The 23,209-nt window shown below is 74.8% G+C and carries 22 protein-coding genes and 1 tRNA gene; 5 read left to right on the top strand and 18 right to left on the bottom strand.

The window, feature by feature from the left end:
• Positions 1–208: superoxide dismutase [Ni] (locus RDV89_RS18430; RefSeq protein ID WP_315735462.1), on the bottom strand; the 208-nt coding region annotated here is incomplete at its 3' end.
• 151 nt (positions 209–359) lie between these two features.
• On the opposite strand from RDV89_RS18430, the gene RDV89_RS18425 reads away from it, so the two are divergent.
• The 3 genes from RDV89_RS18425 to RDV89_RS18415 are packed head-to-tail and all read left to right on the top strand — an operon-like array spanning position 360 to position 2,460.
• Positions 360–971 carry a hypothetical protein gene (locus tag RDV89_RS18425; protein ID WP_315735460.1) on the top strand — a complete coding sequence of 204 codons (612 nt, stop codon included), beginning with the start codon at positions 360–362 and terminating at the stop codon, positions 969–971.
• A 47-nt stretch (positions 972–1,018) separates the two neighbouring features.
• Positions 1,019–1,399, top strand: coding sequence for a hypothetical protein (locus RDV89_RS18420; protein WP_315735458.1), 381 nt, complete (start codon positions 1,019–1,021; stop codon positions 1,397–1,399).
• Entirely contained in the window at positions 1,396–2,460 is a 1,065-nt protein-coding gene (locus tag RDV89_RS18415; RefSeq protein WP_315735456.1) for a nitronate monooxygenase, read from the top strand. Before RDV89_RS18420 ends, RDV89_RS18415 begins: the two co-directional genes overlap by 4 nt.
• Positions 2,461–2,485: 25 nt before the next feature.
• Here RDV89_RS18415 and RDV89_RS18410 read toward each other — a convergent pair whose 3' ends face one another.
• Genes RDV89_RS18410 through RDV89_RS18400 form a run of 3 tightly spaced genes read right to left on the bottom strand, consistent with a single transcriptional unit; the run spans position 2,486 to position 4,914 of the window.
• Complete coding sequence (locus tag RDV89_RS18410) at positions 2,486–2,683, bottom strand: hypothetical protein (protein WP_315735454.1); 198 nt, start codon at positions 2,681–2,683, stop codon at positions 2,486–2,488.
• Positions 2,684–2,707: 24 nt separating this feature from the next.
• Positions 2,708–3,985: an NAD(P)/FAD-dependent oxidoreductase gene (locus RDV89_RS18405; protein WP_315735452.1), complete on the bottom strand. Its 1,278-nt coding sequence runs from the start codon at positions 3,983–3,985 to the stop codon at positions 2,708–2,710.
• A complete protein-coding gene (locus RDV89_RS18400) occupies positions 3,982–4,914 on the bottom strand; it encodes a WcbI family polysaccharide biosynthesis putative acetyltransferase (protein ID WP_315735450.1) in 933 nt (310 codons plus the stop codon). The genes RDV89_RS18405 and RDV89_RS18400 overlap by 4 nt, the downstream gene beginning before the upstream one ends.
• Before the next feature lie 38 nt (positions 4,915–4,952).
• Between RDV89_RS18400 and RDV89_RS18395 the strand changes: the two genes are divergently transcribed.
• A complete protein-coding gene (locus RDV89_RS18395) occupies positions 4,953–6,104 on the top strand; it encodes a glycosyltransferase family protein (protein WP_315735448.1) in 1,152 nt (383 codons plus the stop codon).
• Here RDV89_RS18395 and RDV89_RS18390 read toward each other — a convergent pair.
• The 11 genes from RDV89_RS18390 to RDV89_RS18340 all read right to left on the bottom strand — a co-directional run bounded on the left by RDV89_RS18390 (position 6,092) and on the right by RDV89_RS18340 (position 19,281).
• Entirely contained in the window at positions 6,092–7,396 is a 1,305-nt protein-coding gene (locus RDV89_RS18390; protein WP_315735446.1) for a glycosyltransferase, read from the bottom strand. The genes RDV89_RS18395 and RDV89_RS18390 overlap by 13 nt on opposite strands.
• The gene (locus RDV89_RS18385) at positions 7,393–8,367 is read right to left on the bottom strand and encodes a hypothetical protein (RefSeq protein WP_315735444.1); all 975 of its coding nucleotides are present in this window, start codon (positions 8,365–8,367) and stop codon (positions 7,393–7,395) included. Before RDV89_RS18385 ends, RDV89_RS18390 begins: the two co-directional genes overlap by 4 nt.
• Positions 8,368–8,434: 67 nt before the next feature.
• On the bottom strand, positions 8,435–8,653 hold the full coding sequence (locus RDV89_RS18380) for a hypothetical protein (protein ID WP_315735443.1): 219 nt from the start codon (positions 8,651–8,653) through the stop codon (positions 8,435–8,437).
• Between the two features lie 220 nt (positions 8,654–8,873).
• Entirely contained in the window at positions 8,874–9,203 is a 330-nt protein-coding gene (locus tag RDV89_RS18375) for a hypothetical protein (protein ID WP_315735441.1), read from the bottom strand.
• A 131-nt stretch (positions 9,204–9,334) separates the two neighbouring features.
• A tRNA-Ile gene (locus tag RDV89_RS18370) sits at positions 9,335–9,408 on the bottom strand.
• A 45-nt stretch (positions 9,409–9,453) separates the two neighbouring features.
• The gene (locus RDV89_RS18365) at positions 9,454–12,687 is read right to left on the bottom strand and encodes a PAS domain-containing hybrid sensor histidine kinase/response regulator (protein WP_315735439.1); all 3,234 of its coding nucleotides are present in this window, start codon (positions 12,685–12,687) and stop codon (positions 9,454–9,456) included.
• A gap of 60 nt (positions 12,688–12,747) precedes the next feature.
• Positions 12,748–14,103, bottom strand: coding sequence for an acyltransferase family protein (locus RDV89_RS18360; RefSeq protein ID WP_315735437.1), 1,356 nt, complete (start codon positions 14,101–14,103; stop codon positions 12,748–12,750).
• Between the two features lie 45 nt (positions 14,104–14,148).
• Positions 14,149–15,936 (bottom strand): IucA/IucC family protein, encoded by a 1,788-nt coding sequence (locus tag RDV89_RS18355; RefSeq protein WP_315735435.1) that lies wholly within the window; start codon positions 15,934–15,936, stop codon positions 14,149–14,151.
• The gene (locus RDV89_RS18350) at positions 15,933–16,478 is read right to left on the bottom strand and encodes a GNAT family N-acetyltransferase (protein WP_315735433.1); all 546 of its coding nucleotides are present in this window, start codon (positions 16,476–16,478) and stop codon (positions 15,933–15,935) included. Before RDV89_RS18350 ends, RDV89_RS18355 begins: the two co-directional genes overlap by 4 nt.
• Positions 16,475–17,776 (bottom strand): lysine N(6)-hydroxylase/L-ornithine N(5)-oxygenase family protein, encoded by a 1,302-nt coding sequence (locus tag RDV89_RS18345; protein ID WP_315735431.1) that lies wholly within the window; start codon positions 17,774–17,776, stop codon positions 16,475–16,477. Before RDV89_RS18345 ends, RDV89_RS18350 begins: the two co-directional genes overlap by 4 nt.
• Positions 17,776–19,281 carry a pyridoxal phosphate-dependent decarboxylase family protein gene (locus RDV89_RS18340; RefSeq protein WP_315735429.1) on the bottom strand — a complete coding sequence of 502 codons (1,506 nt, stop codon included), beginning with the start codon at positions 19,279–19,281 and terminating at the stop codon, positions 17,776–17,778. Before RDV89_RS18340 ends, RDV89_RS18345 begins: the two co-directional genes overlap by 1 nt.
• Positions 19,282–19,493: 212 nt before the next feature.
• On the opposite strand from RDV89_RS18340, the gene RDV89_RS18335 reads away from it, so the two are divergent.
• Positions 19,494–20,006, top strand: a complete 513-nt coding sequence (locus RDV89_RS18335; protein ID WP_315735427.1) for a DUF3145 domain-containing protein — start codon at positions 19,494–19,496, stop codon at positions 20,004–20,006.
• 123 nt (positions 20,007–20,129) lie between these two features.
• Here the strand turns inward: RDV89_RS18335 and RDV89_RS18330 are convergent, their stop codons facing one another.
• Genes RDV89_RS18330 through RDV89_RS18320 form a run of 3 tightly spaced genes read right to left on the bottom strand, consistent with a single transcriptional unit; the run spans position 20,130 to position 23,133 of the window.
• Positions 20,130–21,584 carry an acyl-CoA carboxylase subunit beta gene (locus tag RDV89_RS18330; protein ID WP_315735425.1) on the bottom strand — a complete coding sequence of 485 codons (1,455 nt, stop codon included), beginning with the start codon at positions 21,582–21,584 and terminating at the stop codon, positions 20,130–20,132.
• A complete protein-coding gene (locus RDV89_RS18325; protein WP_315735424.1) occupies positions 21,584–22,831 on the bottom strand; it encodes a beta-ketoacyl-[acyl-carrier-protein] synthase family protein in 1,248 nt (415 codons plus the stop codon). Before RDV89_RS18325 ends, RDV89_RS18330 begins: the two co-directional genes overlap by 1 nt.
• Positions 22,832–22,890: 59 nt before the next feature.
• Positions 22,891–23,133: an acyl carrier protein gene (locus RDV89_RS18320; RefSeq protein WP_315735422.1), complete on the bottom strand. Its 243-nt coding sequence runs from the start codon at positions 23,131–23,133 to the stop codon at positions 22,891–22,893.
• Positions 23,134–23,209: the final 76 nt, after the last annotated feature.

Genomic DNA, 23,209 nt, shown 5'->3' with positions numbered 1-23,209 from the left:
GGGCCTGGGCGGGGTCGTAGACACCGCAGGGCAGGTCGCAGTGGGCCTCGACGTCGACGGACGGGGCGAACAGGCGCAGGGGCACGGCATTCCTCTCGGTGGGCGGCCTCGGGGCGAGGCACGAGGGGCCGAGGCTAGAACCTCGAGCGAGGTCGAGGTCAAGGCTGCGGATCCGCGCGGGGCGGTGACGCTGGTCGGGGACGAGCACGGATCGAACCGTCACCTCCCGGCACATCGGTCGTTGTACGCCCCGCTGCCGCCGTCGGCCGCAGCGGGGTGCGACCGGGCGCTCCCGGGGGGATGATGGTCGGTCCGTGCAGCGTCAGCCGCACGGACGGCCCGGTCGCAGGAGGGGCGCCATGAGGGCGACGAACGGTTTCAACGGTCTGGCGATGGTGCGGGACGGCTCGGTCCCGCTGCGGCTGCCGCCGCCGCGCTTCGCGCCCGGCCACCTGGCGGCCGCGCTGGGCGACGAGCTCGAGGCTCTCGACGAGCTGACGGAGGCCTCGATCGGCGAGCGCCTGGTCGGCGCTGCCCACGGGCTCGCGGTGGCCTTCGACGCCCAGGCCTGGTGGGTGGGGAACGTCGACCGCACCGGTCGGCACCGGCGTTTCTCCAGCGCGTCCCCGCGCGGCCGCGCGGAGGCGTCGCGCCTCACCGAGGTGCTGCGCCAGGACGAGCTCACCTGGAGCGACCCGCGCGACCCCTTCTCGGTGCAGGGCTCGTCGATGTCCCTGTGGGCCGGCGACGACCCCGTCATCGGGGAGGTGATGCAGGCGTGGGGCGGGGTGGTCACGGTGGCCGCTGCCGGAGGCTTCGACCCCGGCGCCCAGCAGTGGTCGCTGTCGCTCTTCGGTGACGTGCGCACCCACGACCTGCGGGACGTCGAGGTGGTCCTCGTCGCGGTCGTGCAGGCGTGCCTCGGCTTCCCCCGTCCGCCTCGAGCCGTCCGGGGTGCCCGGGTGTCATGATGCGGGCGGGCCCCGACGGGCGGGGCCGCCCCTTCTCGAGGAGCCACATGTCCGAGGACCCCGCCGTCGGTCTCGTCCGCTCGCTGCTGCAGCACCTGCGGAGCAGCTCCGACGACTGGGCGTCGCTCGCCCTGGTGGTCAAGCTGCACCCGCGCGGCGTGCGCGGCGTGCACGGGTACACCTACGACGCGGACGGCGCGTTCTCGGGCGCGTCCGCGCGGCCGAGCGGGATCAACGACGCCGTCGCGGCCTACACCGCCAGCCACTTCGCTCCCGGCGAGGCGCTGCCCGCGTGCCTGCTCGTGCAGTTCGACCGCACGAGCGGCCGGTACGAGGTGACCTTCGAGGACACCGACGCCACGCGTTGGGACGTCACGCCCGACAACGTCGACACGATGGCGGCATCCATGCGGCCACAGCTCGGATGAGCGGGACGGCGGGGCCCGGCTCGCTGGCTGCGCACGGCGTCCTCGCGACGCTGGGGGCGGACGCGCCGCTGGTGGCGGCCCCGATGGCCGGCGGACCGAGCGGCCCGCCGCTGGTCGCAGCGGCCGCACGCGCCGGGGCGACCGGCTTCCTCGCCGGCGGCTACCTCACTCCCGACGCCCTGGCGGCCCAGGTCGCCGAGACCCGCCGCAGCACCGAGCGGTTCGGCGTCAACCTCTTCGCGCCGCCGGCGGTGCCGGTCGACCCGGCCGCGTTCCGGGCGTACGCCTCCCAGCTCGCCGACCTCGCGGCGTCGTTCGGCGTCGACCTCGACGGCGCCGAGCCCCGGGAGGACGACGACCACTGGCGCGCCAAGATCGACCTGCTGGTCGACCTGGCCGTGCCGCTGGTGAGCTTCACCTTCGGTCTGCCGTCGGCCGCCGACGTCGAGGCCCTGCGCGCGGTCGGCACGACGGTCGTCCAGACCGTCACCTCGCCCGACGAGGCGGCGCGGGCCGAGCGCGAGGCGGGTCCCGACGTGCTCGTGGTGCAGTCGTCCGAGGCGGGCGGCCACTCCGGGACGCTCGACCCGGCGCGGCCGCCCGCGTCGACGGGCCTGACCGACCTCGTCGCCGCGGTGCGCGCGGTGACCGACCTCCCCGTGTGGGCAGCGGGTGGACTGGCGACCCCCGGCGCGGTCCGTGCCGTCCTCGAGGCCGGGGCCGAGGCGGCCGTGGTCGGCACGGTGCTCCTGCGCGCACCGGAGAGCGGGGCCAACGCGACCTACAAGGCCGCGCTCGCCGACCCGGCGCGCACCACGACGGTCGTCACGAGGGCGTTCTCCGGCCGCCCGGCCCGCGCGCTCGTCAACGGCTTCGTCGAGCGGTTCGACGCGGACGCGCCGGCGGGCTACCCCGCACTGCACCACCTCACCAGCCCGATCCGCAGAGCGGCGGCCGCCGCGGGCGACCCGGAGGCGATCAACATCTGGGCAGGGACGGGGCACGCGCACGGCACCGACGAGCCCGCCGAGGTCGTGCTGCGGCGCCTCGCGGCCGGCTGAACGGACCGGGCCGGCCCAGCCGGGGTCAGCCGCGCTCCGCGCGCCGCCGCTCGTACGCCGTCAGCGCCAGGCCGGCGACGACCACGACCGCCAGCACGATGCCCCAGCGGGCGACCAGCGAGAGCCCGGCGACCAGGTCCAGTACCACGTTGAGGGCGAACGCCCCGACGAGCACCGCCCAGAACCACCAGGAGGAGCGCTTCTTCTCGGTCCGGTCCGCCATGCGTCCCACCCTAGGGAGGGCCGCTCAGACCCGCCCGCGCAGGATCCGCCGGAAGTACGTCACGGGCAGGCCGTAGCGGTCGGCCAGCCAGGTCGAGCGGCGGGGACGGAACAGGTCGGGGAAGGGGACGGTGGGCGCCGGTCGGCCCTCCCGGTCGATCTCGACCAGCATCAGCCGGCGCCGGTCCAGGGTGATCGGCATGACGGTGTAGCCGTCGTACTCCTCGAGCCGCGGCGACGCCGCTGACCCGTCGGTGGCCCGCACGGCGGCGAGGTTGGCCGCCAGCACCGCGACCTGGCGGCGCAGCGCCCCGCCCGAGGGCCGCGTGCGCAGGTCGGCGACGTCGCCGATGGCCCACACCGCCGGGTGGCGGGGGTGGCGCAGGGTGTGGGGGTCGACGTCGACGAGACCGGCCGCGGTCGCGCCGGCCAGGCCGGCCGCGCCGATCCAGCGGGGCGCCCGGTAGTGGGGAACGACGTGCGCGAACGCCAGGTCGTCCAGGGCCGCGGGACCGTCGGGCGTACCCACCTCGACGCGCCGCGCCTCCCCGCCGCCAGCGTCCCCACCCAGGGCCCTCACCTGGCTCCCGCGCAGCACGCGCACGCCGGCGGACCGCAGCGCCTCCTCGACCCGCCGGTCCGGGCCGGTCACGCCGAGCGCGTCGGCGTACGGCAGCACCAGCGTGACCTCGAGGCGGCCCAGGACACCGCGACGGCGCCAGTGGTCGCACGCCATCAGCAGGGGCTTGAGCGCCGTCGGGCCGCACGGGGCCGGCTCGGGTGGCACCGTGAAGAGCACCCGCCCCGACGTGAGGTCCCGCAGTGCGGGCCACACCCGGGGGGCGTGCTCACCGACGAAGGTGGAGGCCGCCCACCCGGCGGCACAGGCGGACGCGAGGCCGGGGGTGGCGTCCCAGTCCTCCTCGAGGCCGGGGCACAGGACCAGGTCGCGGCCGCGGAGCGTACGCCCTCCTGCCGTGGTCACCGCAGGGCCGCCGGCCCCGGCATCCCCGCCGGGGTCGACCGCGACGACGCGGTCCTCGACCAGCGTCACGCCGTCAGGGACGAGCCGTCGGGTGGGCCGCTCGAGCGCGCCCATGGACGCCAGGCCGGCGCCGACGTAGTTGAGCAGCGGCCGGTAGTGGTGAACGGCCCGCGGCTCGACGAGCGCGACGTCGCGCACGCCGTCGCGCCGCAGCCGGGCCGCCAGCGAGATGCCGGCGTTGCCGCCGCCCACGATCACCACGTCGAACAGGTCCACGGTGCCCTCCGGTGTCGTCTCCACGATGCGTGCGCGGCTCACGAGCCGAGCCCGAGCAGGTCGGCGAGCTCGGCGTACCGCGTCCTCAGCAGGTCGGCGACGTCCGGCCGCCGTCGGTAGAACTCGTGGTGCGTCTCGACCACCCGGGCGTCCGGGACCGCCTCGCCCCGCACCCGCCAGTCGGTGGACGGCGCGTCGTCGAGGCCCCAGGCCCGCACGACCGGCTCCTCCACCGGTGCGTGCACCGCGTCGAGCAGGGGACGCTCGACCCCGGGCGGCGCGGGGTCGAGCCCGAGGGCCTCGCGCAGCCGCGCGGCGACCGGGGCCAGAACGGTGTTGCCGGGGTGGTTGACGGTACGCATCAGCGCGGGGCGCGGAGCCGCGAACAGGTCGGAGACGACCACCGAGCCGTGCAACGCCTCGCGGCGCTGCAGCTCGGCGACCGAGCGTCGTCCGACCTCGGCGACGGCGCCGTCCGGCGGCGGCTCGCGGCGGCCGGTGAGGGTGCGCAGGTCGTGGTAGGCGACGAGCGGCGGGTCGGGATCGACCAGACCGGGCGGGTGCGCGACGACGTGCCAGGGGTGCAGGCCGTGGTAGCGGATCGGCGTCACGAGCGCCGTGCGCGCGCTGCGGGGCAGGTGGGCACGCAGCTCGTCGGTGCCCAACGGCAGGCCGCGGTAGCCCGCACCGACCGGCTGGCTCACGAACAGGTCCGTGCGGGCCAGCAGCCGCTGCAGGCGCGGAACGTCCTCGGCGTCGAGCTCGTGGACGGGCGGCACGCGGACGCTGCGCAGGTCGGCGCCACGCAGCAGCAGGCGCAGCGACTCGGCCTGGCAGTTGCCCATCACGACGAGCAGGGGAAGCGCGGGGTCGATCGGCTCCACCGCGTCCTCGGCCGCCGCGGCCGCGGGCGGCAGCGACAGCTCGTGGAACACGGCGTAGTGACGCTGCTCGGCCTCGCTGCGGCTCATCGCTCTCCTGTCTGGGCACGGTTCCTAGGCTGGCCGGCGTGACGCAGACCCCGAGCAGCCCCGGCGCCCCCGGCACCCCCGGCCGCCCCGTCGTGGTGGCTTCTGTGCCCGCGGACCACCCGTACGTCCACCACCTCGCGCCGCTGGGCCGGCCCGGGCCGGTGCGGCTCGACGACCCGCCCGGGGTGGACGAGCACGGCGTGCCGACCGGCCACTGGTGGCCGCCCGTGCTGCTCGACGCGACGCGCACGGCGGAGGTGGAGGCGGACCTGCTCCACGTCCACTTCGGTTTCGAGGGTCGCACGCCGGCCCAGCTCGCCACGCTGGTCGAGACCCTGCGCTCGCGCGGCCGTGCCCTCGTGCTGACCGTGCACGACCTGCACAACCCCCACCTGCTCGACCGCTCGGGCCACCTCGAGCGACTCGACGTCCTGGTCCCGGCCGCCGACGGGCTGATCACCCTGACCCCGGGCGCGGCGGCCGAGGTCGAGCGCCGCTGGGGCCGCAGCGCCGACGTGGTGCCGCACCCCCACGTGGTGCCGCTCGAGCAGATGGCCTCCTGGCAGCACCGGCGACGGACGAGGCGTCCCGGCGACCCGGTGCGGGTCGGGGTCAGCCTGAAGAGCCTGCGCGCCAACGTGGCCGACGACGTGCTCCCCGCGCTGCTCGCCGCCGCGTCGGCCGTGCCCGGCACCTCGCTCGAGGTCGCCGTGCACCGCGACGTGCTCGCGCCCGACCACCCGCGCCACGACCCGGACGTGCTGGCCCAGCTCGAGCGCGCGGAGGCCGCCGACGGGGTGAGCGTGCGGGTGCACGACCACCTCGACGACCCCGCGCTGTGGGAGCTGGTGGCGGCGCTGGACGTCTCGGTGCTGCCCTACCGCTTCGGGACCCACTCGGGCTGGCTGGAGATGTGCCGCGACCTCGGCACCGACGTGCTGGCGCCCGACCTCGGCCACTACGCGGAGCAGGGGCCGGTCGACGTCTACCGCCGCGACGAGGGCGGGGTGGACGTGGACTCGCTCGTCGCCGCGCTGCAGCGCGTGCGGGAGCGGGGTTCGCGTCCGCCGGTGGACGTCGACGAGCGTCGTCGTCAGCGGGACACGGTCGCGGCCGCGCACGACGAGGCGTACGCCCGGGCGCTCACCCGGGCCGCCGAGCGGGCTCGAGGGCGGGGTCACAGCCACTGACCGAGGTGCGCGTCGAGCCGCGCGTCGCGCGGCACGGGCCGCAGCAGCGGCACCTCGACGTGGCCGACCGTGAGCAGGTCGTCGCGCCCCCAGCGCGCCGCTCGTCGGTGCAGCCGCAGGTCCTCGACCGTCGCGAGACCGTCGCCGACCAGCCAGGTGGCGCACGGGACGGCGCCGTCCGCGGCGGCGAGCAGGGAGGCGTACGCCCCGTGGTCGCCGACGACGCCCCGGTGCAGCAGCACGCGCAGCCGCGCGCGGGCGAGCACCTCGCCCGCCGCGGCCACCGGGACCAGCCGCGGGTCGTCGCCGAGCAGGAGGTGCTGGTCGGGGTCCACCACGACCCGGGCGCGCGGGCAGGCGGCCAGGAGGGCGTCGACGGTCACGAGCAGCTCGGTCGCGCCGAGGTCGGCCGCCGGTTCGACGACGACGTCGGTCGGGCCCCGCAGCAGTCCGCGCCAGGCGACCCCCGGCGCGCCGACCCGGTCGGCCACGGCGCTGGCCTCGCTGGTGCCGGCGTCGGCGGTGCGGGGCCGGGCGCCGGCGTCCGGGCCGTCGTGCCAGGCCACCGCCCGGGGCACGTGGGCCACCAGGCCGCCCGCCAGCCACGAGCGGTGCGCGAGCTCCCAGTCCTCCCCGCCGTAACCGACGAACGACTCGTCGAACCCGCCGACCTCCTCGAACCACCAGCGCGAGCACGCGAGCACGGCCGAGATCACGAAGCGGAAGCTGCCGGCGTCGGTGTCGAGCAGGTCGGCGCTGCGCCGGTACGCCTCCGCCAGCCAGGCGGGCTCCTCGAGCACCCGCCCGGCCGTCGCGTCCGGCAGGGGGGCGTCGGGCGGGAGGTCGGCCAGGTCGGCGTGGCGGCGGCGACCGACCGCGAGGAGCTCGGGCAGGTGGGCGGGCAGGCGGGTCAGTCGCTCCAGGAACCGCGGCTCGGGGGAGGTGTCGGCGTCGAGGAAGACCAGGAGGTCACCGGTGGCCGCCGCCGCACCGAGGTTGCGGGCCGCGGCGGCACGGAAGCCGCGGTCGGCCTGACGCACCAGGCGTACGCCCTCGGGCACCTGCGGCGCGGTCGCCGAACCGTCGTCGGCGACGACGACCTCGTGGGGCGTCAGGGTCTGGCGCCCCAGGGCGTGCAGGGTGCGCGCCAGCTGCTCGGGCTGCTCGAAGTGGGTGACGACGACGCTGACCGAGCGCCGGGGGGCGGCGTCGGTCGGGGCGTCGGAAGCGACGTCGGGGACCAGGTCCCAGCGGTTCCCGGGCACCGTCGTGCCCCACGGGGGAGTGCTCACGCGCCGCGCTCCTCGAGGCCGTCCCACCAGGCGCGGTAGGCCGACGCCACGTCGGCGGGGCCGGGGCGCACGGAGGTGCCCGGGGCGAGCCAGGTCGAGGCGGGGTCGGCGAGCGCCTCGGCGAGGGCGTCGACGAGCTCGTCGTCGGTGTAGAGCGCCAGGGTGCCGGGGCGCAGGGCGGCCATCTCGCGGGCGTACGCCCCGTCGCGCACGAGCGGACGCCGGCCCGCGGCGAGCCAGGAGTTGAGGCTGCCCGACGCCGAGACGTTGCGGTGGCCGACCACGGGCACGGTGACGCGGCGCAGGGCCGCGGGCACCTCGGCCTCGGGGACGCGGCCGGAGACGTGGACGGGTACGCTACGGGCCCGGCCGTCGCGGACCAGCGCGTCGAGGTCCGCCTCGTGGCCGGGCGCCGCCGCGCCGAGGACGTGCAGCGCGGCCGGGGCGGCCAGCGCGGCCAGGGCGTCCACGGCCTCGGCGTGGCCCTTGCCGGGGTAGACGAAGCCGAAGACGCCGACGCTCGGTGCGCCGCCGGGCGCGGGGTCGCCGACCTGCTCGAACGGGATGACGGGGAGCGGTACGACGGTGCCGGGCGTGCCCGGGTCGCACCAGCGCTCGACGCCCGCGCGCTCGTGCTGCGAGCTGACGGCCCAGCCCTCGGCCGCCGCGACCGCGGCGCGGTAGCAGGCGGCCCGGCGCTCGAACGCGGTGCCGTCGGTCGGCTGGGGGACGTCGTGCAGGGTGACGCTGAGGCGGTGCCGATCGCCGAGCGCCCGCACCACCTCGGCCGCGGCCTCGGGGGAGTCGGCGAGCACGCGGTCGGTGACGTGCAGGTGCACCCGCGACCTTGGGGCGAGGTCGGCGGGGTCGAGGGCGACCAGCCCGCCGACCCAGTCGGCCACCTCGAGGGCGTACCGGGTCACCCCGTGCTCGGGCGCCCCCAATGCCAGCGTCACCGGCAGCTCCGCCACGTGTCGTCCTCCGTTCGTCAGACCCGCGCCCGGTAACCACTTCGGGCGTCGGCAGGACGACGGGGGGTCAGCAGGATTCCTCGACCATGACGAGGGCTCGGCCGTCCGGGCTCCGGAGCTCGCCGACGGCGAACCGGTCGTGCGCGCCCCCGTCGGCGAGGTGGCCGTCGACGGCATCGAGCAGCACGATGCGCTCGCCGCCCTCGTGCTCGTGCGGCTCGGAGAGGTACACGTGCGCGACCCGAGCGCCCGCCCGCGCCAGTCGACGCAGCCGTGTCCTGCTCATGGGCTCCGTTCCGCGCCGTCGCCATGTGATGCCGTCGGGCGCGGTCCACGCGCCGGTGCGCAGCGGGCCCGGCACCGGCCACTCCCGCCCGTCACGGCGAGGTGGGTCGGGGCAGGTCAAGCCGGCGGCGCTCACGTCGTCATCCTGCCGCGGGTGGCGGCCCGGCGCGACGGGAAGGGGCCGCAAGGGCACGTCCCGGCCCCGCCCCGCCGCGACGTCGTCACCAGCAGGTGACGTAGCGCAGGTCGACCACCAGGATCTGCGCGTCGATGGTGTAGCGGTGGGACTTGTCCGGGGAGTAGAGGCTCCCGATGCGCCGGTCCTGGTAGATGTCGCGCGCGTTGAGCACGGCGTTCTTGGGGATGCGGACGTTAGAGCCCGAGACCGTCAGGACCTTGTTCGTCCGGTACTGCCAGGTGGAGCACGAGGATGCTGCTTGGACCGCCGCGACGCTGCTCCCCGCCGCCGAGGCGGAGGGAGTGGGTGCGAGCGTCACGGCAAGACCGAGGCCGACGGCTGCGGCGGCGAGGCGGGCGCTGGAGGTGCGCATGTGTTCGTTCCTTCCGTCCGGTCGACGAACCCGAGTCGCCGATCCGGACGGGACACTGCCCCCAATGGCTGAGTTCCAACCACATCAATTCGGGTCCCGGGGCGCAGACCTCGTCCCGGGCGAGGACGCCGTAGGGCGGGTGGGGCTCGAACCCACGACCCAAGGATTATGAGTCCTCTGCTCTGACCGACTGAGCTACCGCCCCGCGGGGCCGCGGCCCCGACCGCCGAAGCCTAGGGCATCGCGTGGCTCAGCCGGCCGGGTCCTCCGGCGGCAGGGAGCGGTACCACTCCTGGTACGCCGCCAGCGCCTCCTGCGCGTCGATGACCGCCGCCTCGAGCCGCAGCACGAGGTCGTCGGCGCCGGCGAGGTCGCCGGCGCGGCCGCGGGCCTCGAGCTCGGAGCCGAGCTCGGCGATCGGCGGCAACCCGATGTTGAGGGCGGAGCCCTTGATGCTGTGCGCCGTCCGCGCCGTGCCGGCGGCGTCGTCGGACTCGACCGCGGCCCGCAGCTCGGTGACGATCTCCGGGATGCGCGTCGAGAACCCGCCGATGACGCGGTCGAGATACGAATGGTCGTCGGGGGAGACCTCCCGCAGCATCTCCAGGCGCTCGAGGTCCAGGTGGGTGCTCTCCGGCCCCGGCGCCGGCGCGTCCGGCCGGCTCGCGATCTCGGAGCCGTCGCCCGAACCGGTCCACGGCGCCCAGCGGTCGAGCGCCGCGGCCAGGGTGGCCGGCGCGACCGGCTTGGTGATGAAGTCGTCCATGCCGGCTGCCAGGCACTTGTCCCGCTCGCCCGTGATGGCGGCCGCGGTCATCGCGAGCACCGGCGTACGCCCGGAACCCTCGGCCGCCTCGCGGGCCCGGAGGCGCCGCGTGGTCTCGTAGCCGTCCAGGCGCGGCATCTGCAGGTCCATCAGCACGACGTCGTAGTCGCCGGCCTCGATCAGCGTCAGCGCATCGATACCGTCGTCGGCGGTGTCGACCTGGTAGCCCATCGCCGAGAGCAGGCCGCGGGCCACGACCTGGTTCACCGGGTTGTCCTCGACGACCAGGATCCGGCCCTCGCGCTGCCCGGCGGCGGGCCCGTCGTCGGGCGGCGGCGGCTCGGCCCCCGTCAGCAGCCGCAGCAGCACGTCGCGCAGGGCGTTGGCCTGCACGGGCTTCGTCAGCCCCTCGGCGATGCCGAGCTCGGCCATCTGCGCCGGCGTCGGCGGGGTCATCGAGCTCAGCATGACGACCGGCAGTCCGCCGAGGCGCGGGTCGTCGCGCACGTGGCGGGCCAGGGCCAGACCGTCCTCGTCGGGCATCGCGAGGTCCAGCAGCACGGCGTCGAACGGGTCGCCGGCGTCGAGCGCGGCGGTCAGCGCGCTGCGCGCCTCCTCGACCGAGGCCACGCCCGTGCTCGTGACGTGCCACCACGACAGCTGCTCGCGCAGGATCAACCGGTTCTGCACGTTGTCGTCGACGACGAGCAGACGGTGACGGCCCAGCTTCTCGCGGGTGCGTCGCAGCCGCGCGTCGTGCTGCGAGCCGGTCGGCGCGCCGAGGCAGGCGGTGAACCAGAAGGTGCTGCCCTCGCCGACGACGCTCTCGACGCCCAGCTCGCCGCCGAAGGCCTCCACGAGCTCCGCCGAGATGGCCAGGCCGAGGCCCGTGCCGCCGAAGCGGCGGGTGGTCGAGGTGTCGGCCTGCGTGAACGGGTGGAAGATGTCGCGGCGCTGCTCGTCGGAGATGCCCACGCCCGTGTCGCCCACCTCGATGCGCAGCATCGCGTCGCCGCCCTCCAGCGGCTCCGAGGTCGCGCGGATGGTCACCGAGCCGCGGGAGGTGAACTTCACGGCGTTCGAGCCGAGGTTGGTGATCACCTGGGCGAGCCGCATCGGGTCGCCGGCCAGCACCTGCGGGACGTCGGGGTGGCAGGAGACCTGCAGGTCGAGCCCCTTCGCCCGGGCGCTCTCGGCCAGCACGCTCGTGACCTGGTCGAGCACGTCGCGGACCTCGAAGTCGATGGTCTCGACCTCCAGGTGCCCCGCCTCGATCTTCGAGAAGTCGAGGATGTCGTTGATGATCCCGAGCAGGCTGCGGCCGGAGACCGCGATGCCGGAGGCCAGGTGCCGCTGCTGCGGGTCCAGGGGCGTACGCCCGAGCAGCTCGGTGAGACCGATGATCCCGTTCAGCGGGGTGCGGATCTCGTGCGACATGGTCGCGAGGAACTCCGACTTGTGGCGTGAGGCCTCCACGGCCCGGTCACGTGCCGCTGCGACCTCGCGGGCGGCCTGCTCGCGCTCGGCGACGCGCGCCAGCTGCAGCCCGGCCTGCTCGACCATCGACCGGATCATGTCGTGGCGGTACAGCGGCGGGCTGGAGGTGATCGTCACGACCGCGACGACCTCCTCGCCCAGCACGATCGGGAAGGCGATGGTGAGGCGCGCCGAGTCGTCCCAGACGGCTGCGCGCTCCGCGAGGGCGCGGCGGGCCGTGGCCAGCTCGCGGGCCGCGACGTCGGCGCGGCGCTCGTCCTCGAGCCTGTCCTCCTCGGCGTAGTAGCGCGGGGCGAGGTCGCCGTCGGGCGTCGGCAGGAAGGCGCGGCCGCGCTCCCAGTCGTCGTGCAGGACCACCATCGCCTGCGCGTGCACGAGGACGTCGTCCAGCGTGGCCGCCTCGTTCGCCGCGCTCGCGATCGCCTGCATCAGCGAGTTCTGCGTGACCTGGTCCTGCAGCTGGTCGGAGGTCGCCCGCGCGCGGGTCACGTCCTGGTGCGTGCCCGAGATGCGGATCAGCTCGCCCTCGGTGTCGTAGGTGGCCAGCGCGCGCATCCGCAGCCACATCCACCCGTCCTCGCCGCGCTGGCGCAGCTCGACGTCGATGCGCGGCTTCTCGCCGCTCTGCAGCGTCGCCAGCGCGGCGCGCAGCCGGTCGTGGTCCTCGGGGTGGGTGATGCCGAGGACCACGTCGTAGTCGCGGCTCAGCAGGTCGTCCACGAACTGGCCGAACAGCTCGTCCAGCCCCTGGGAGTGCCGGACCTCTCCGTCGACCAGGTCCCACGTCCAGCTGCCGAGCCGGGCGATCCGCTCGGCCCGCTCGAGCTCGGCGCCGCTCTCGGAGAGACGGTCGAGGAGCTCCTTGGTCTCGTGGTTGTCGGTGATCCGCAGGATGATCCCGTCGACCGAGCCGTCCTGCACCAGGCCCGTCTGCATGAGCCGCACCCACACCCTCGAGCCGTCCTCGGCGACGTACATCGAGTCGACCTCGTGGCCGACCAGCTCGCCGCGGGCGGCGCGATCGAGGAACTCGCGGAACTGCCCGCGGCCGGTCTCGTCGTGGAAGTCGTCGAGGGAGCGGCCCTGCAGGGTCGCGCTGTCGGTGCGGAACAGCGCCGCGGCGGCGTCGTTCGCCAACGTGATCCGTCCGTCGAGGTCGATCACGAGGATGCCGTCGCTGAGCGACTGCACGACCTGTCGGTGCAGATCATCGTGGCGCATGCGGCCTCCCTCCCCGCACAGCCTAGTGGTGGGGGAGGGAGGGCGACACGGATTCGACGATCAGTGGTCCCGGGGCCCGGCGTCGACGCGCGATCCGGCCCGCAGCGGCAGCCGCACCGTCCCGCAGACGACCGCGGCGAGGACCGGCACCCACGGCAGCCACCAGTTGACCTCGCCGCTGCGCTCCGCGATCCCGAGGTCGGCCATCACGGCCAGCGCGCCGCAGGTGAGCACCATCGCCAGCACCGGCAGGACGGCCGGCGGGGCGGGCCGCGGGTCGGCCGGGGGCTGCTCGAAGCGACCCAGCAGCAGCACGAGCCCGGCCGTCACGAGCGCCAGAAGTGCGAACCAGACCGGGCGCGTCGCCCACCACAGGCCCGTGTCGGGCGCGATCCGCAGCCCCAGGCCGCCGGTGGCGACGCCCAGCGCGACCACGAAGGTCAGGGCGGTCAGGTGCCACAGGTAGATCGTCATGATCCGCGCGTTGACGAAGATGGTCGCCATCCACACGTGGCGCCGGGAGGCGAGGCGCTCGAGCGCCGGCTCGAGGGCCATCACCAGTCCCGCCTGGAAGAAGCCGAGGAACAGCAGCGTCACCCGGGCGGGGTACGAGTTGTCCACGCCGTGGCCGTCGACGCCCACCATGCTGACCCCGTAGGGCCCCAGACCGACCAGCAGCAGGAGCCCGACCAGGCCCGTCGCGGCGAGCAGGAGCCGCCGCGGTGTGCCGGCCAGGACGCCGTCGCGCCAGGCGTACCCCAGCTGGTGCACGGTGCCCCAGACCAGCAGGTAGTTGAGGAAGCCGACGAGCAGCAGGTCCTGGGTGAGGGAGACGGCGTCCACGACGCCCGCCAGCGCGGCGCCGGCGAGCACGGACCACCACCCCAGGCCCTCCCACAGGGCCAGGGTGAGCGGCGTGAGCGCCACGACGAGCACGTAGACGGCGAGGAACCACGTCGGCACGAGCGAGGCCATGCTCGCGATGCGCAGCGTGGCGCCGCTGACGCCGAACGCGGCGGCCACCGGGGCGACGACCGCCCAGAACAGCATCAGGGGCAGCAGCGGCAGGGTCAGTCGGCGCAGCCGCGCCCGCAGCCACCCGCCGTAGGTCGTGCCCCGCTCGCGGGCGCCGCGCCACGAGATCGCGTTGGCGTATCCGCCGACGAGGAAGAACACCGGCATCACCTGCAGCACCCAGGTCAGCGGGTGGATCCAGGTCGCGGTCTCCAGCAGGTCGCCGCGCCGCAGGGCGCCCTCGTCGTCGACGTAGAGAGCGGCCATCAGCCAGTGACCGAGACACACGACGAGGATCGCGGCGCCGCGCAGCAGGTCGACGACGCGGTTGCGCGACGCTGGCGTCGCGTCGGCCAGCGCGGAGACGGACGGCGCGGCGGGGGAGTGCGGTGTCGTGGACATGACGACCACCCTCCCCGCGCCGCGCGGGTGCGCACCTGAGTACGGCTACCTGGTCGAGCCTCGGTGGGCGCTCAACGGGTTGGGCAGCGGATCGGCGAGCTGCAGCGCGCTCGAGGGGTCGCCCAGGTCGACCATCTGCTGGTTGTCGCGCAGCTGCAGCCGGTTCATGCACATCCGCTCGAACGTCGGCGCGAACAGGTCGTGGGTGGCGAACGACGCGGCGAGCTCGGGGTGCGCCGACTGGTACGCCTCGACGCACGCGGCGACCTCGGCCCAGAAGTCGTCCGCCGCCAGGGTGCCGGCCTCGTCGAGCGCGGCGGCGAGGAAGCGCAGGAAGCAGTCGACGACGTCGGAGGCGATCGCCAGCACCTGCTGGTGCTCGGGCAGGTCGGCCTGGATGCGGCGGACCTCCTCGGGGACCTCGCGCGCGGTGTCGAACAGGCCGACCTCCTCGCCGATGTCCTTCATCAGCACCCGCACGGGCACGTGGTCGCGCAGCACCAGGATCACGTTCTCCCCGTGCGGCATGAACACGAAGCGGTGCGCGTGGAAGCAGTGCAGCACCGGCTCGAGGTAGGCCCGCAGGTAGCGCGCCACCCACGCTCGAGGCTCCAGCCCCGAGCGCGCGACGAGCTCGGCGGCGAACGAGCACCCCGCGGCGTCGACGTGCAGCAGGCTCGCCATCGTCGCCGCCCGCTCGCCCTCACCGAGCCGCGAGGTCGGGCTCTCGCGCCACAGCGCCGCCAGCATCTTCTGGTAGGGCGACGGGCCGTGCTGCTCGTGCAGCGGGTGGCGGTAGCCGACCGCCGCCACCTCGCGCAGGACCTCGAAGCCGAGCCCCTCCAGCACCGGGTCGGTGCGCACCAGCTCGTCGACCCAGGCGTTGATCGCCGGCGTCACCGCCATGTACGCGGCGGAGAGCCCTCGCATGAACCCCATGTTCAGCACGGAGAGCGCCGTCTTCACGTAGTGCCGCTCGGGCCGGTCGAGGTCGAAGAAGGTGCGCAGCGACTGCTGCGGCTGCATCGCGTCGCGACCGGTCCCGACGTGCACCACGTCGTCGGAGGCCACCTGCGGCGCGAACGTCACGGCGATCTTGTTGCGCCACTGCCACGGGTGGCAGGGCACCAGCAGGTACGCCCGCGGGTCGAGGCCCCGGTCGCGCAGCACCTTCTCGAAGCCGTCGCGCTCGTCGTCGTCGAGCTGCGTGGACAGGAGCGCGCGCTGGTCCTCGAGGCCCGCGACCCCGGCGTACACCGCGTGCTCGGCGCGGACGGCCAGCCACTCGAGGTGGACCCGCGGCCCGACCTCCGGGGCGTACGCCAGGTAGTCGTCGACGCCGAAGCCGATCCGGCCGTTGTTGGCGACGAAGCACGGGTGCCCCTCGGTCATGGCCGCCTCGACCGTCTGCAGGTCGGCGTCCGCCAGCTCGGCGGAGGTCGGCGCGTCAGGACGCAGCTTCCAGGCGCGCCCGGCCAGCGTGGCCGCGACCTCCTCGAGGTAGGTCGGCAGCACGGTGTCGGACAGGCCCAGCTGCTCGCGCAGGTCGAGGACGAGCTGCTGGGCGTCGACCACCGACGGGGCCCCGCCCACCGTGCGCCGGATCGAGCCGGGGTCGACCTGCCAGTGGTCGAGCGGCAGGCGCCGGGCCGCGAACGTCCACGCGACCGTGGGGTCGTCCCCGGCGACGACCCACCGGTCGCCGTCGGGCACCGGCCGCAGGAGGCACTCGTGGGCGAGCTCGCCGAGGGTCTTGGCGGCCTGCGCGCGCTGCGCGAGGGCCATCCGGTCGGGGGTCAGGTGGTGGGTGTTCATCGGGCTCATCGGGCTCATCGGGTCCTCCCGTCGAAGGCGGCGCGGGTGCAGGTGCTGAGCAGGGCGGTCTTGTCGGAGAGGGCTACCTCGCCCTCGACCACGAAGCCCATCGCCGCGTTGAGGTCGTGCACGCGCGTGTTGGCGGCGTCGGGCTCGACCACGACGCGCTCCACGGTCGGGTCGGCGAAGCACTCGGTCAGCACGGCCGTGATCACGGCGCGGGTGAAGCCGTGCACGGGGCGGTCGGTGGGCGCGACCAGGAAGTGCATGCCGAGGTCACCGGGCCGCAGCGTGGTGTGGGCGGCGAGCTCGTGGTGGTGCGGGTCGTAGGTCTCCACCAGGAACGCCGGGACGCCGTCGGCCAGGCCGAGCCGGACGTCGTGGTGCGGGTCGGCGTCGAGGCGGGCGTACTCCTCGCGCACCTGCTCGAGGCTCGCGTGCTCGAGGCCCCAGAAGCGGGCCCGCGGGTTCGTGACCCAGCGGTGCAGCAGCGCCACGTCGGCGTCGACGTCGAACGGCCGCGTGGTCAGCGTGGGAGTGGTCGGGTCGGGCGCGGTCACAGCAGCGCCCCCGTCCGGGCGCCGTCGGGCACCCCGAAGGTCTGGAACGCCACCCGCTGCTCGAGGGGGTACGGCTCGTGGCCCAGCACCGCGGCCAGGATCGCGGAGTTGCGCCACGCCCCCATGCCGAGGTCGGGAGCGACGAACCCGTGCGTGTGCAGCTCGGCGTTCTGCACGAAGACCCGCCCGCCCGCGTGGTCGATCGCGAAGTGCTCGTCGGCCACCGGTCGGCCGCGCTCGTCCCAGCGGATCCGGTCGGCGACCGGGGCCAGGAACCCGGGCACCTCCGCGCGGTAGCCCGTCGCGGTGACCAGCGCACCGGTGGACAGGGCGTACTCCTCGTCGCTCTCGCGGTGGCGCAGCCGCAGCGTGAAGCCGTCGGCGTCGCGCTCGCAGGCGGTGACCTCGGAGGCGGTGAGCAGCTGCGGCGCCACGGCGTCGCGCAGGCTGCGGCGGTAGAGCTGCTCGTGGATCGCGTCCACCAGGTCGCCGCTGATGCCCTTGTAGAGGCCGGCCTGCGTCGCGAGCAGCGCCTCGCGTCGCTCGTCGGGCAGCGAGCGGAAGTGGCGGGAGTACTCCGGCGAGGTCAGCTCGAGGGTCAGCTTCGTGTACTCCAGCGGGAAGAACCGCGGCGAGCGCGTCACCCAGCGCAGCCGCACCTCGGGCCGCACGGCGTCGAGCAGGTCGCTGAAGACCTCCGCGGCGCTCTGCCCGGACCCGACCACGGTGACGTCGTCATGGGTGAGCAGCTCGTCGCGCACCTCGAGGTAGCGCGCGCTGTGCCAGGCCGGCCCGTCGAGGTCGCGCAGGGCCTCGGGCTGGTGCGGCGTCGTGCCGACGCCGAGCACCAGCCGCCGGGCGAGGTGGGTGTGCCGCGCGCCCGTGTGCGGGTCGCGGCTGTGCACCGCGTACGCGTCCGCCCCCGCGTCCCACTCCACCTCCGTGACCTCGCGGTCGTAGGTGATCGAGGTGAGCCGCTGCGCGGCCCAACGGCAGTACGCGTCGTACTCGCTGCGCATCGGGTAGAACGACTCGCGCACGTAGAACGGGTAGAGCCGCCCCGTCTCCTTCAGCCAGGCGAGGAACGAGAACGGCGACGTGGGGTCGGCCAGCGAGACCAGGTCGGCCAGGAACGGCACCTGGAGGGTGGCGTCGTCGAGCATCATCCCGGGGTGCCAGCGGAACTCGCCGCGGGCCTCGAGGAAGACCGCGTCGAGGTCCACGAGGGGCTCGGCGAGGCACGCGAGGCCGAGGTTGAACGGCCCGAGGCCGACGCCGAGGAGGTCGTGCACGCGCATCAGGCCACCTCCTCGTCGGGGTGGGCGAGCGCCGCGCGGGCGTGCCCGCGCACCAGGTCGAGCACCTGCTGCACGTCGGCGAGGGTGGTGGCCGGGTTCAGCAGCGTGAGCTTCAGCCACGTGCGTCCCCCGAGCCGGGTGCGGGCCACGGCGCCCAGGCCCGTCGCGTACAGCCGCCGGCGGGCCTGCTCGTTGACCGCGTCCAGCCGCTCGTCGTCCACGTCGGACTCCACGAACCGGAACAGCACGGTCGACAGGTCGCCCTCGGTGACCACCCGGAAGTCCGGGTCGCCGACCAGGTCGCCGCGCACCTCGGCCGCCAGGTCGATCACGGTGTCGAGCAGCTCGCCGACCCGGTCGGGCCCGAGCGTGCGCAGCGTGGTCCACAGCTTGAGCGCGTCGAAGCGCCGGGTGGTCTGCAGGCTCTTGTCGACCTGGTTCGGGATGTCCTCGGCGACGTCGGAGGAGGGGTTGAGGTACGCCGCGTGGTGCGTGACGTGACGCAGGGTCGCTCGGTCGGCCACCAGCACGGCGCTGCAGGCGACCGGCTGGAAGAACGTCTTGTGGAAGTCGACGGTGACCGAGTCGGCCCGCTCGACGCCGGTGAGCAGGTGCCGCCGGCGACGGGAGGTGACCAGCCCGCCGCCGTAGGCCGCGTCGACGTGCAGCCACACCTCGTGGCGCCGGCAGGCCCGCGCGACCGACGACAGCGGGTCGATGCACCCGCGGTCGGTGGTGCCCGCGGTGGCGACGACGGCCATCGGCACGAGGCCCTCGGTGCGCAGCCGGGCGAGCACGGCGTCGAGGTCCTCGACGTCCATCCGGCCGGCGGCGTCGACCGCGGTCTCGACGACGGCGTCCTCGCCCAGACCGAGCACCATGGCCGCCTTGCGGCTGGAGAAGTGCGCGTCGGAGGAGGTGACGATCCTCAGGCGCGCGGGATCCGCGCCCGCCGCGAGCGCCTCGCCGCGGGCCAGGAGCAGGGCGTGCAGGTTGGACTGCGTGCCGCCGGTCGTGAAGATCCCGTCGGCCGAGGCGGGCAGGCCGAGGCGCCCGGCCGTCCACGCGAGGAGGTGGCGCTCCATGTGGGTGGCCGGCCCGCTCTGGTCCCAGGTGTCGAGCGAGGAGTTCACCGCGACCGCGATGACGTCGCCGAGCACGGCCGGGAGCGCGACGGGGCAGTTGAGGTGTGCCTGGTAGCGGGGGTGGTGGAACCACACGGCGTGGTCGAGGTAGACCCGACGCACCTCGTCGAGGACGTCGCCCACGCCGTCGAGCGGTCGGTCGAGGTCGACGGCGGCGACGCCGGCGGCCGCGGCCTCGGGCGAGATGCCCGAGAGCGGCTGGGTGGTGCGCGCGAACGCGCCGGCGAGGACGTCACGAGCAGCGTCCAGCTGCTCGACGAGGTCGTCGACCGAGGAGCGGTCGAGCAGGGCCGCCACGGGGCGGCGGGTGGGGGAGCCGGTCGCGCGCGGGGACGCGAGGCGGCGGTGTGCCGAGATCACACGAACCTCCGGGATGGGGGATGAGGTAAGCCTTGCCTAACACGTCCTACCACCCGGGGTGACATTCGGGTGAGGCATCCCACTAGCCGAGCTCAGGGTCCGTGGGCCACAATGGCCGGCAGAACTTCATGGATGTCATCCGAACGAACTCGGACCCGACCACGAGACCGCTGGGGAAGGCGTAGCTCGACGCCGGGGATGAAGGAGATCCGATGACCACGAACACCACTGCCACCACGAGGGGCGTCCTCTACGTGCACTCGGCGCCCTCGGCGCTGTGCCCGCACGTGGAGTGGGCCGTCGCTGGTGTCCTCGGCGTGCCCGTGAGCCTGGACTGGACGCCGCAACCGGCGCAGGGCGGGACCTATCGCGCCGAGCTGTCCTGGACCGGGGCCGTCGGTGCCGCGGCGCGGGTCGTCTCCGCGCTGCGCGGCTGGGAGCACCTGCGCTTCGAGATCACCGAGGAGCCCACGGCGAGCACCGAGGGCGGGCGGTTCTCCTCGACCCCCGAGCTCGGCATCTACCACGCCGTCACCGGCGTGCACGGCGACATCCTCATCCCCGAGGACCGGCTCAAGGCCGCCGTGCTCAAGGCGGCGCTGGGCGACGTCGACCTCGAGACCGAGATCGACCGCCTGCTCGGTCGCCCCTGGGACGACGAGCTGGAGACCTTCCGGCACGCGGGGGACGGCGCACCCGTGCGCTGGCTGCACCAGGTCGTCTGACCTGCGCGGTACGCCCGGTCGCGGGCGTACCCGCCTCCCCACCGCTCGAGCGACGCCGAAGGGCGCGGCCGACGGACCCCCGGGTCCGCCGGCCGCGCCCTTCGGCGCGTCAGCAGGTGGTGCTCAGAGCGGGATGTTGCCGTGCGCCCCGCGGCGCACGCCGGCCTCCTGGACCTCGGCGTCGATCGCCTCGGCGATCGCCCGCCGGGTGCGCGACGGCTCGACGATCTCGTCGACCACGCCGATCTCGACGGCCTTCTCCACGCCGCCCGCGATCCGCTCGTGCTCGGCCGCCAGCTCCGCCTCGACGGTCTCGCGCATGTCCGGCGGCACCTCGGCCAGCTTGCGGCGGTGCAGGATCCGGATCGCGGCCACCGCACCCATCACGGCGACCTCGGCGCCCGGCCAGGCCAGCACCTTGGTCGCACCGAGGGAGCGGGAGTTCATCGCGATGTACGCCCCGCCGTACGTCTTGCGGGTGACCAGCGTGACCCGGGGGACCACGCACTCGGCGAACGCGTGCAGCAGCTTGGCGCCGCGGCGCACGACGCCGTCCCACTCCTGGCCCACGCCGGGGAGGTAGCCCGGGACGTCGACGAGCACGACGAGCGGGACGCCGAACGCGTCGCACAGGCGCACGAACCGCGAGGCCTTCTCCGCCGACAGCGAGTCGAGGCAGCCACCCAGCCGCAGGGGGTTGTTGGCGATCACGCCGACCGTGCGTCCGCCGAGACGACCCAGCGAGGTCACGACGTTCGGGGCCCAGCGCGGGTGCAGCTCAAGGGCGGTGCCCTCGTCGAGCACGCCGTCGATGAGCGGGTGCACGTCGTAGGCGCGCTTGCGCGACTCGGGCAGCAGGTCCGCCAGGTCGACGTCCTCGACCGTCTCGGTGCGCAGGGTGCCCTGGGCGCCGAGCAGCGACGCGGTGTCGCGGGCGTGCTGGAGCGCGTCGGCCTCGGTGTCGGCCAGCAGGTGGACGACGCCCGAACGCCGCCCGTGCGGCTCCGGGCCGCCCAGGCGCAGCATGTCGACGTCCTCGCCGGTCACCGAGCGCACCACGTCGGGGCCGGTGACGAAGATGCGGCCCTCGGGTCCGAGCACGACGACGTCGGTGAGCGCGGGACCGTACGCCGCGCCGCCGGCGGCGGGGCCGAGCACCACCGAGATCTGGGGGATCCGGCCCGAGGCCTGGGTCATGATCGCGAAGATCCGACCGACCGCGTGCAGCGACGAGACGCCCTCGGCGAGCCGGGCGCCGCCGGAGTGCCACAGGCCGATGATCGGCACGCCGTCGGTCAGCGCGCGCTGGTAGGCGGTGACGACCGCCTGGCAGCCCTCGACGCCCATCGCGCCGCCCATGACGGTGGCGTCCGAGCAGAACGCCACGACCGGGGCGCCCTCGACGGTGCCGGTCACGGCGAGCATGCCGGAGAGGTCGTCGGGGGTGAGGAGCTCGAGCGAGCCCTCGTCGAGCAGGGCGGTGAGCCGCGTGAGCGGGTTGCGCGGGTCCTGCTCGCGGGGGAGCTTGGCGGGCTTGCCCCGCGGCGCCGGGGCGGCGGGGGCGGCGGTCTGGGTCATCACACGCTCCGGAAGGCGATGGCGACGTTGTGACCGCCGAAGCCGAACGAGTTGTTGAGGGCCGCGACGTCGCCCTGGGGCAGGTCGCGGGTCTTGTCGGCCAGGTCGAGGCCGACGTCCTCGGGGTCGGTGAGGTTGATCGTGCCGGGCACCCGGCGGTGGTGCAGCGCCAGGACGGTGGCCACGGACTCCAGCGCGCCGGCGGCACCCAGGAGGTGGCCGGTCATCGACTTCGTGGAGGTCACGACCGGGGTGGAGGAGGCGTCGCCGAGCGCGTTGCGGATGGCGAGGGCCTCCGCGACGTCGCCCTGGGGGGTCGAGGTCGCGTGGGCGTTGATGTGGACGACGTCGCGGGGCGAGAGGTCGCCCTCGACGAGCGCGCGCTTCATCGCGCGGGTCGCGCCGAGGCCGGAGGGGTCCGGCTGTGCGATGTCGTGGGAGTCGGCGGTCACCGCGGCGCCCGCGGCCTCCGCGTACACCCGCGCCCCGCGCGCCTCGGCGTGCGCGGCCGACTCGAGGACGAGGACGGCCGCGCCCTCGCCCATGACGAAGCCGTCGCGGCCCTTGTCCCAGGGGCGGGAGGCAGCCGCGGGGTCGTCGTTGCGCTTGGACAGCGCCATCATCTGGCCGAAGGCGGCCATCGGCAGCGGGTGCACCGCCGCCTCCGTGCCGCCGACCACGACGACGTCCGCGCGGCCCAGGCGGATCAGGTCGATGCCGAGGGCGATCGACTCGTTGCCCGACGCGCACGCCGAGACGGGCGTGTGCACGCCGGCCTTCGCGTTGACGCGCAGGCCCACCGCCGCGGCGGGGCCGTTCGGCATCAGCATCGGGATCGCCAGCGGGGAGACGCGGCGCGGGCCCGAGGCCTGGAGGCTGTCGTAGTTGGACAGCAGGGTGGTGACGCCGCCGATCCCCGAGGCGACCGCGACCGCGAGCCGCTCGGGGTCGACGTCGACCTCACCCGCCGGACCCGAGAAGCCGGCGTCGGCCCAGGCCTCGAGCGCGGCGACCAGCGCGAGCTGGCCGGAGCGGTCGAGACGGCGGGCCTTGACGCGCTCCAGCACCTCGGTCGGCTCGACCGCGACGCGCGCGGCGATCCGTGCGCCGAGGCTCTCGGCCCAGTCCTCGGTGAGGACACGGACCCCGGAGCGCCCCTCGACGAGGGCGTCCCAGGTGCTGGCGACGTCACCACCCACGGGGGAGGTGGCGCCGAGGCCGGTCACGACGACGCGGGTGCTGGTCAATGTGCTTCCTTCGCTCGGGTACGGCGGGTGGGGCGGGTGATCAGGTGATCAGGGACGCGTCACTGACGCGACTCGATGAAGGAGACGGCGTCGCCGACGGTCTTGAGGTTCTTGACCTCGTCGTCCGGGATGGTCACGCCGAACTTCTCCTCGGCCGCGACGACGACCTCGACCATCGAGAGCGAGTCCACGTCGAGGTCGTCGACGAACGACTTGTCGAGCTGGACGTCCTCGACCGGGATCCCGGCGACCTCGTTGACGATGACGGCGAGGTCGGAGCGGATCTCTTCGGTGGTGGCCATGCTGGTGGTTTCCTTCCTGGGTGGGGGTGCTGCGAGGGGTGGAACCGTGGTGGTGCTGCAGGACGGCGCCCGCCCG

Source organism: Nocardioides imazamoxiresistens, from assembly GCF_032378595.1.
Classification (GTDB): Bacteria; Actinomycetota; Actinomycetes; order Propionibacteriales; family Nocardioidaceae; genus Nocardioides; species Nocardioides imazamoxiresistens.
The sequence above is the reverse complement of the archived record's forward strand: the minus strand, read 5'-3'. Positions and strand labels throughout refer to the sequence as shown.